The sequence below is a fragment of the Bauldia sp. genome (assembly GCF_020442045.1).
GTDB lineage: Bacteria > Pseudomonadota > Alphaproteobacteria > Rhizobiales > Kaistiaceae > Bauldia.
In genome coordinates, this window is the sequence record NZ_JAGRLA010000056.1 from 1 (window position 1) to 8,462 (window position 8,462).

Annotated in this window: 9 protein-coding genes; all 9 read right to left on the reverse strand. The window is 68.5% G+C overall.

Features of this window, described 5'->3' with window-relative positions:
- Window positions 1-2: 2 nt before the first annotated feature.
- The 9 genes from acs to KDJ86_RS06455 all read right to left on the reverse strand — a co-directional run bounded on the left by acs (window position 3) and on the right by KDJ86_RS06455 (window position 8,447).
- Window positions 3-1,958, reverse strand: a complete 1,956-nt coding sequence (gene acs / locus KDJ86_RS06415) for an acetate--CoA ligase (RefSeq protein ID WP_291744102.1) — start codon at window positions 1,956-1,958, stop codon at window positions 3-5.
- 278 nt (window positions 1,959-2,236) lie between these two features.
- The gene (locus tag KDJ86_RS06420; RefSeq protein WP_291744104.1) at window positions 2,237-3,325 is read right to left on the reverse strand and encodes a L,D-transpeptidase; all 1,089 of its coding nucleotides are present in this window, start codon (window positions 3,323-3,325) and stop codon (window positions 2,237-2,239) included.
- 126 nt (window positions 3,326-3,451) lie between these two features.
- Window positions 3,452-4,240 (reverse strand): class I SAM-dependent methyltransferase, encoded by a 789-nt coding sequence (locus KDJ86_RS06425; protein WP_291744106.1) that lies wholly within the window; start codon window positions 4,238-4,240, stop codon window positions 3,452-3,454.
- A 175-nt stretch (window positions 4,241-4,415) separates the two neighbouring features.
- On the reverse strand, window positions 4,416-4,853 hold the full coding sequence (locus tag KDJ86_RS06430) for a hypothetical protein (RefSeq protein WP_291744108.1): 438 nt from the start codon (window positions 4,851-4,853) through the stop codon (window positions 4,416-4,418).
- A 21-nt stretch (window positions 4,854-4,874) separates the two neighbouring features.
- On the reverse strand, window positions 4,875-5,282 hold the full coding sequence (locus KDJ86_RS06435) for a hypothetical protein (RefSeq protein WP_291744110.1): 408 nt from the start codon (window positions 5,280-5,282) through the stop codon (window positions 4,875-4,877).
- A gap of 15 nt (window positions 5,283-5,297) precedes the next feature.
- On the reverse strand, window positions 5,298-5,879 hold the full coding sequence (locus tag KDJ86_RS06440) for a hypothetical protein (RefSeq protein WP_291744112.1): 582 nt from the start codon (window positions 5,877-5,879) through the stop codon (window positions 5,298-5,300).
- 308 nt (window positions 5,880-6,187) lie between these two features.
- Complete coding sequence (locus KDJ86_RS06445; RefSeq protein ID WP_291744113.1) at window positions 6,188-6,601, reverse strand: EVE domain-containing protein; 414 nt, start codon at window positions 6,599-6,601, stop codon at window positions 6,188-6,190.
- 31 nt (window positions 6,602-6,632) lie between these two features.
- Window positions 6,633-7,466, reverse strand: a complete 834-nt coding sequence (locus tag KDJ86_RS06450) for an aminoglycoside phosphotransferase family protein (RefSeq protein WP_291744116.1) — start codon at window positions 7,464-7,466, stop codon at window positions 6,633-6,635.
- On the reverse strand, window positions 7,467-8,447 hold the full coding sequence (locus KDJ86_RS06455) for an NAD(P)H-dependent glycerol-3-phosphate dehydrogenase (RefSeq protein ID WP_291744118.1): 981 nt from the start codon (window positions 8,445-8,447) through the stop codon (window positions 7,467-7,469).
- Window positions 8,448-8,462: the final 15 nt, after the last annotated feature.

Here is an 8,462-nt window from a genome sequence, read left to right on the forward strand (position 1 = left end):
CGTCACGTCCGGGTCTTGCGATGCTCGACGAGGTCGTCGACCACGGCCGGGTCGGCCAGGGTCGAGGTATCGCCGAGGGTATCGAACTCGTTGGCGGCGACCTTGCGCAGGATCCGGCGCATGATCTTGCCGGAGCGGGTCTTCGGCAATCCGGGCGCGAAATGGATCAGGTCCGGCTGGGCGATCGGGCCGATCTCCTTGCGGACCCACTGCTTCAACTCGTTCTGCAGCGCGTCGCTCGGTTCCTCGCCGACCATCAGCGTCACATAGGCATAGATGCCCTGGCCCTTGATGTCGTGCGGATAGCCGACCACCGCCGCCTCCGACACCTTGGGATGGGCGACCAGCGCCGATTCGACTTCCGCCGTGCCCATGCGGTGGCCGGAGACGTTGATCACGTCGTCGACCCGGCCGGTGATCCAGTAATAGCCGTCCTCGTCGCGGCGGCAGCCGTCGCCGGTGAAATAGAGGCCGGCATAGGCCGAGAAATACGTCTGCACGAAGCGCTCGTGGTCGCCATAGACGGTGCGCATCTGGCCGGGCCAGGAGTCGGTGATCACCAGGTTGCCGGAGCCGGCGCCCTCGATGAACTTGCCGTCGGCGTCGACCAGCGCCGGCTTGATCCCGAAGAAGGGCCAGGTCGCCGAACCCGCCTTCAGCGGCGTCGCGCCGGGCAGCGGCGTGATCATGATGCCGCCGGTCTCGGTCTGCCACCAGGTATCGACAATCGGGCAACGGCTCTCGCCGACCACCCGGTAGTACCACTCCCATGCTTCCGGATTGATCGGCTCGCCAACCGAGCCGAGCAGCCGGAGGGAGGCGCGCGAGGTCTTCTTGACGTGGTCGTCGCCGGCCCCCATCAGCGCCCGGAGCGCGGTCGGTGCCGTGTAGAGGATCTTGATCTTGTGCTTGTCGACGACCTCCCAGATGCGGGACGGCGTCGGCCAGGTCGGCACGCCCTCGAACATCACCGTCAGCGCGCCATTGGCCAGCGGACCGTAGACGATGTAGCTGTGGCCGGTCACCCAGCCGACGTCGGCGGCGCACCAGTAGATGTCGCCGTCGTGATAGTCGAAGACGAGCTGGTGGGTCAGCGAGGCATAGACCAGGTAGCCGCCGGTGGTGTGGAGCACGCCCTTCGGCTTGCCGGTCGAGCCGGAGGTGTAGAGGATGAAGAGCGGGTCCTCGGCGTTCATCGGCTCCGGCGGGCAGTCGGCCGCGGCATCGGCGATCACCTCGTGATACCAGACGTCGCGTCCCTCCCGCATGGCGACGTCGCCGCCGGTATGCTGGACGACGATGACGTGCTCGACCTTGGCGCCTTCGCCCTCGGCGATGGTGATCGCCTCGTCGGTATTGGCCTTGAGCGGCACGGTACGGCCGCCGCGGCGGCCCTCGTCGGCGGTGATCACGTAGCTTGAGCGGCAGTCCTCGATGCGGCCGGCCAGCGCCTCGGCCGAGAAGCCGGCGAAGACCACCGAATGCACTGCCCCGATCCGGGCGCAGGCGAGCATCGCGAAGGCGACCTCGGGGATCATCGGCATGTAGATCGTCACCCGGTCGCCCTTCCTGACGCCGTGCGACTTCAGGACATTGGCGAGCTTGCAGACATTTTCGTGCAGCTCGCGATAGGTGATGGTGCGGCCGGGCGTTGCCGGATCGTCCGGCTCCCAGAGGATGGCGGTCTGGTCGCCGCGCGTCGCGAGGTGGCGGTCGATGCAATTGGCGGCGACGTTGAGCTCGCCGTCCTCGAACCACTTGATCGAGACATTCGGCGTATCGAAGGAGGTGTTCTTCACCTTGGTGAAGGGCTTGATCCAGTCGAGCCGTTCGGCCTGTTCGGCCCAGAAGCCGTCCGGATCGCTGACCGAGCGCCGGTACATCTCGTCGTACCGGGCGCGATTGACAAAGGCGTGCTCGGCCCATTCGGCCGCGACCGGGTGCACGGTTTCGGTCATTCTTTCCCTCCCGTTCGTCTCCGCCGGCGCCGATCGGGCGCCGCAGCATCAAGGTTGCTCAGAATAAGCCCGCCCGGCGCGCCGGATGCAAGCCCGGCATATGAATCGCGTTGTCGCGGCGGGCGATCGCCGCGACCGGGCCGCCGGAAGGTTCCGGCGCGCGATCCGCGCCGGGCGTTGATTCCGCCGGGGCCGGGCCCGACGAAATGCCCGGCGTCACTGACGAGGTCGTTGAGCCAACCCGGGCCGGGGGAGGGGCCGCGTGTCGGAGGCCGGCCCTAGCTGGCCTCGGTCGTCATCACGACGAAGTCCTGGGCGGTGCGCGTGTCCTCATGGAGCGGCTGGTCGACGGTGACCATGATCGTGCCCGGATGCATCCGGGTGCGGATCGCCTCGATCACCGCGTGCTCGCCGCGGATACGCTGGATCGTCGCGAGGTCGGCCGCGTCGACATCGGCGCCGATCTCATGACTGAAGCCGAAGGTATGCCAGTGGAGCTGGCTGTCGGTGTCGTTGACATCGGAGAGGACGAAGACGTGGTGACCGAGCGGCGTCGCCGGTTCGGTGATCGTCGCGCTGCCCTCGGCGACGATCTCGCCATTGTCGAGCACCATGATCCGCTGGTCGGCGCTCGAGACGAGGATCGCCGTCGCCGGAACCGGAACGACCGCCGGCCCGGACGGTGCGTCGATGTTGTCGCGGGGATCGATTTCCGGGTCGGGAACCTCCGAGGCGGCCGCGACCTGTGCGACGGGATGCGCGGCAGGCGGGGTTTTCGCCTTGGTGTCGGCGACGTGGGCGAACTCGCCCCTGGCATCCGCTGAGAGGACCTGGCCGGGATGGACGACATCGGCGGGCGCCGAATGGGCATTGGCGATGATCACCGGCGTGCCGAGATGGGTGACGGTGAACAGCTTTTCCGAAAACGCCAGCGGCAGCCTCACGCAGCCATGCGAGGCGGGATAGCCCGGCAGCTTGCCGGCATGCAGCGCGATGCCCGACCAGGTCAGCCGGTTCATGTTGGGCATCGGCGCGTTGTTGTAGGTCGACGAGTGGTGATGCTTGTCCTTCTGGAGGATGGTGAAGACACCGGTCGGGGTCGAGTGCCCGGGCTTGCCGGTCGAGCAGGTCGAGACCGCGATCTCGATGCCGTTGCGGTAGACATAGACGCGCTGTTCGGGAAGCGAGACGATGATCGCCACCGGTCCGCTCGGCGATTTCTCGGGATGCCAAGTGTAGTCGCCGGGCTTCAGGTTATCGACGGCCTTTGCGGTCGCGATGGCAAGAACCGGCAGGCCGAGGGCGGTCGCTCCCGTCGTTCCCATCATCTGAAGCAGCTTGCGGCGGCTGATCGACTTGGCTTGCATCCTGGAATTCCTCTAAATGGCGGAGCCCCGCAATCTAGTGTCGGATGATCCGGAATCAATCCCTTGAATCCGGGGCCTCGCGCCGGGACGATCGCTGCCGACGGTTGCGATATCTCCGGCGCGCGCTCAGGCCCGGGCGGTGATGACGTTGGAAACGTGCGGGAAGGTCATGGCGACCCCGTCGAAGCAGTCGCCGAGCCCGGTGAGGAAGTCGTCGATGCATTGCCGCCGCTCGGCGTCGGACAGCCGCGAGAGCTTGTCCCCGGTATGCATCCCGCCCATCGCGCCGGCCGCATAGGCCCTGGCGTCGGGGTGGTGAAGCATCAGGCCGACGCTCTCCACCACGATATCCTCGAAGCCGGCATCCTCGAACAGCGCGCGGATTTCCTCTCCATCCGGCAGGCCGCAGATGGCGCGGACCGCGGCGCTGGCCTCCGGGCCGACATGCTTGTCGAGGGTCTCGGCCTGGGCCTTGAGCATCGGATTGACGTCGATTTCCCGCTGGACGCAGAAGGCCACCTCTCCGCCCTCCGCCATGACCCGGCGCAATTCACGCAGCGCGCCCGGCCGGTCGGGAAAGAACTGGAACGCCTGCTGGCAATAGGCGCGGTCGAAGCGGCCGTCGGGGAAGGGCAGGTCGCCGGCATCCGCCTCCACCCACTTCGCCCTGATGCCGGCTTCCGCCGCCCGCTTGCCGGCCACCGACAGCATGCCGGCGTTATAGTCGGCGCCGGTCAGGCTGGCCGGCGAGACGCCCGAGGCCGCGATCTCCGCGGTCACCACGCCGGTGCCGCAGGCGAGGTCGAGGATGTGGTCTCCGTCCCGCGGCGGCAGGCGGCGAAGCAGCTCCCTTGCCCATGGCTGGAAGATCACCGGCACCAGCGTCGCGTGGTAGCGCTCCGCGAATGCGTTCAAGGGCCCGCCTGCATCATTCATCGGTCACTCCCAAAGCCGTTCCGCGAGGAAGAGTGCGCCCCGTCAGGATAGCACGGACCCGGCAATGTCCGACACATCGCATGCAGGCGAACGGCCGGAGCGGCTGGTCGGGGCCGGCGGGCCGTCGCTTTGCAGCCGGCAAGGCCCGCTCGGATCAGCTCAGCGTGTAGTTGACCGCCGCGAATTCGACGTCGAGGGTGATCTTGTTGCGCGAGCTCGTCTCGTAGAGGGCCGAATAGCCGGCGGCGACGGCGACGACGTTGACCAGCCCGCCGATCACGACATTGCCGGAGTAGGATTCCGACGCCTCGAATTCGAACTCGCCGTGGATCTTGGCGGTCTTCGGCACCAGCAGGTCGATCTCGTCGATCGATTCGACGCCGGCCTTGACCGCGTTCAGCGCCTGGTTGACGCCCATCATCTCCTTGATCAGGGCGTCGGCGCTTTCATTGGCGTTGGCGGTCCCTTTCTTCGCGGCGCGGAGCAGGGCGAGGAAGGTCGCCGGCACCAGGGTCGAGGCGGTGACGGCGCCGAAGGTCTCCGTCATCACGACGGAGAAGGAGGCGACGGAGATTGCGGTGCTCAAGGCCATGGTCTTGTCCCTCTCTGGTGGTCACGGACTGGGTGTCGGTCCGACATTGATGCGGAAGGTGGTGGTCGCTCCGGCGATGCCGCCGATATCGACGACCAGCGTCACGTCGGCCGAGGCGCCGCCGATCGCCAGGTTCTCGGTGTTGAGCAGCTTCTCCGCCTCGCGCATCGCTCTGGCGATGCTCTTCATCACCGCGGTCGGGTCGATCGGCTGGAGCGCGGGAGCCGGCGCCGCCGTCCCGCCGCCGCCGTCGGATGGGGCGGGAAACGGGTTTGGAATGGCGAAGGAGATCTCCTCGTCGAGGTCGATCACCGCGGAGACCGCGGCGCGGAAGGTCGAATAGGGAATGCCTCCGGCGCCGACCGCATCGGCCATCGGCTTGACGTAGTCGTCCAGGAAGTCCCCCGGCGTGGTCTCGATCTCCGGCATGGCGGCTTTCCTCGGTCAGGTGTCGTTGGCGCCCCGCGGTCCGGCCAGCGCCTGGAGGTCGCGCTCGACCCCGCGGATGACGGCCGCCGCGCGATCGAGCTCGTCATGGGCGAGGAAGCTCGACGCCTCCTTCAGCATCGTCGTCAGCCGGTCGCGGTCGGCGTCCGGGATCGCGAGCCCGGCGACCTCCGCCTGCAGCAGGCCGATCGCGGCGCGGAGCTCCGCCCGGTCGCGGCCCGCCGGCAGGTGGTCGACCTTGCCATTCGCGCCGGTGTCGTCGCCGGCCGTCGCCTCGGGATCGAGGATCGAGACGATCTCGAGCTCGATGCGGCCGCGGTTCGTGGCAAGGTCGGCCCGCGTCTCCGATGAGGTGCCGAAGCCGAAGAGGAAGGTCTTGACGCCGAGGCCGGCGAGATTGTCCTCGCGGACGGCGCCGCTCGACAGCTCGAAGTCGATCTGCACCGTGGCGCGCTTCAGGGCGACGGCGCCGACCGCCGAGCGCGACGCCTCGGGCAGCGTCTTCGCCGCTCCGCCGATTCCTTGCGCGATATCGAGCAGCATGCGGTCGATACCGATCGGTGTCGGAAAATTCGCCACCCTTCAACTCCGCCGCTTTGACGGACAGCCTAGGGTGGCGCGGCGAAGGGTGTCAAACACCGGCCGGCCGCTATCGATAATATTGGGTTTACCGGCGAGGCGGGATTTGCCGGCGCGTCGGCCGGGGCGCCGCCTCCTCTCCCCTCCGGGAGAGGAGGCGCATCCGAGCCTCCAACCGCTCGTCCCCGCGAAAGCGGGGACCCGGAAATCCAGCCACGCTGAGGTCAATAGACAAGGCGAGCAGTATCGGCGTGGCCCTTGAAATGGCGGAAGGGGACGGTCGCCGACGCTCGCGACAGCTTACCTGTCTAAACCCCGCCCATCTTGCGGACCCGTTTCCATTCGGACTCGGTCACCGGCTGCACCGAAAGGCGGGAGAGCTTGACCAGCGCCATCTCGGCGAGGGCCTTGTCGGCCTTGACGTCGGCCAGCGTCACCGGCGTCGCCAGCGGTTTCACCGCGGCGATGTCGACGCAGTCGAACTTGCCGGTGTCGTCGGTGGAATCGGGATGTGCCTCCTTGACCACCTCGACGATGCCGACGATCTGCCGCTCGCCGCCCGAGTGATAGAAGAAGCCCTGGTCGCCCTTCTTCATCGCCCGCATGTTGTTGCGGGCGGTGTAGTTGCGGACGCCGTCCCACTCCTGGCCGCGCTTCCCCTTCTTCACCTGATCGTCCCAGGACCAGGTCTCGGGCTCGGACTTGAACAGCCAGTAGGCCATGATTTTCGCTCCCGCTATCGACGAATCCTGTTTACGACGTTGCGGAAAGGAGCGGAAGGGCCGCCTCGGCGCAGGCGATCCCGGCCGCCGGGTCGGTGCCGTCCTCGATCGCCCAGAGGGCGGACAGTACGGCTTGCGCGAAGCACCAGGCGGTCATCCGTTGCGGATCGTGGCCGAGCCGTTCGGCGTGGATGGCAATGCGCCGGGCGATGATCGCCGGCCGGGCGAACAGCGCCGGGTCCTCGATCGGATTGCGCAGGCTGGCGCCGACCTCGTAAGCCGGCTCGCCGGTGATGCCCTTGGGATCGATCGCCAGCCAGCCGCGGCTCGCGTCGCGGAGGATGTTGTAATGGTGGAGGTCGCCGTGGAGCACCACCGGGTCCGCCTGGCTCGCGGCGAGGTCGGCGTAGAAGCCTTCGGCGCGGGCGACGAGCGACGGGTCGAGCCGCAGGTCGCCGTTGCCTTGCCGGTATCGCTCGAAGCCCCGGCCGAGGTCCCCGACCGTCGGCAGTCCCGCGACCGGCCCCGGCGCGGCGTGTAGGGCAGCGATGGTGTCGGCGATGACTTCCGTCGCGCGGTCGTCTTCGCCGGCGCGGACCAGGCTGGTGGGTTCCGTTCCCGGAGTCGCGCGCTCGATCAACAGCCCGGCCGGGTCGCGCTCCAGCAGGCGCACCGCCCCGTTGCCGGCATAATGCGCCAGCACGTCGGCCGAGCGCTGCTCGTCGCTCCGTGGACCATGGATCTTGAGCACCGCCGGCTTGCCATGGCGATGGACGAAGACCACCAGCCCGGCAAAGGTCTCGATCGGGGGCGCGTCGATGATGAGGGCCCAGCCGGCGACCAGCCGGTCGAGCGCTTCCCGCAACTACCCCGCCTCGCGCTTCAGCGGTCGCGACATCAGGCTTTCGATCGCCGCGTCGATGGTCAGCTTCGCCGACAGGATGCCGACCACCGCGTCGACGATCGGCATGTCGACCCGGTGGCGGCGGGCGAGCGTCCGGGTTACCGACGCGGTCTCGATGCCCTCGACCAGAGGGTGCGGCGCGTCGAGCGCCATGCCTTCGCCGAGCCTGTGGCCATAGGCGAAGTTCCGCGACTGGGTGCTGGAGGAGGTCAGCACCAGGTCGCCGAGACCGGAAAGCCCCATCAGGGTTTCGGGCCTCGCGCCGAGCGCGGCGCCGAGACGGCGGAGCTCGGCGAAGCCGCGTGCGGTGAGCGCCGCGAGCGCCGATGCGCCAAGGCCGCGTCCCGAGACGACGCCGGCGGCGATCGCCAGCACGTTCTTCACCGCGCCGCCGATCTCGACGCCGGCAAGGTCGGTCTCGGCATAGGGGCGGAAGGTCGCGCTGCCGAGGGCGTGGCAGAGCGCCAGCGCGAGGTCCTCCTCCATGGCGGCGATGGTGACCGCCGTCGGCAGCCCCTTGGCCACGTCGGTCGCGAAGCTCGGGCCGGAAAGCACGGCCACCGCCGCGCCCGGCGCCACCTCGGCGACCACCTCGGTCATCCGCTTGGCGCTGCCGCGCTCCAGCCCCTTGGCGCAGATCACCAGCGGATGGCCCTCGGCGATGTAGGGGGCGGCGATGGTGGCGACGGCGCGCACGGCCTGCGCCGGCACCGCGAGCAGCACCGCGTCGGCGCGCAATGCCGCGCCGATATTGCCGGTCGCCGGAATATGGTCGAGCCTGATGCCGGGAAGATAGCGGGGATTCTCGTGGCTCTCGTCGATCGCGGCGACGGTGTCATGGTCGCGCGCCCACAGCCGGACCTTGCGCCCGGCGCGCTGCGCCACCAGCGCCAGCGCCGTGCCCCATGCTCCGCCACCGAGGACACCGACCGTCTCGATCACGCCTTGGCTCCCTTC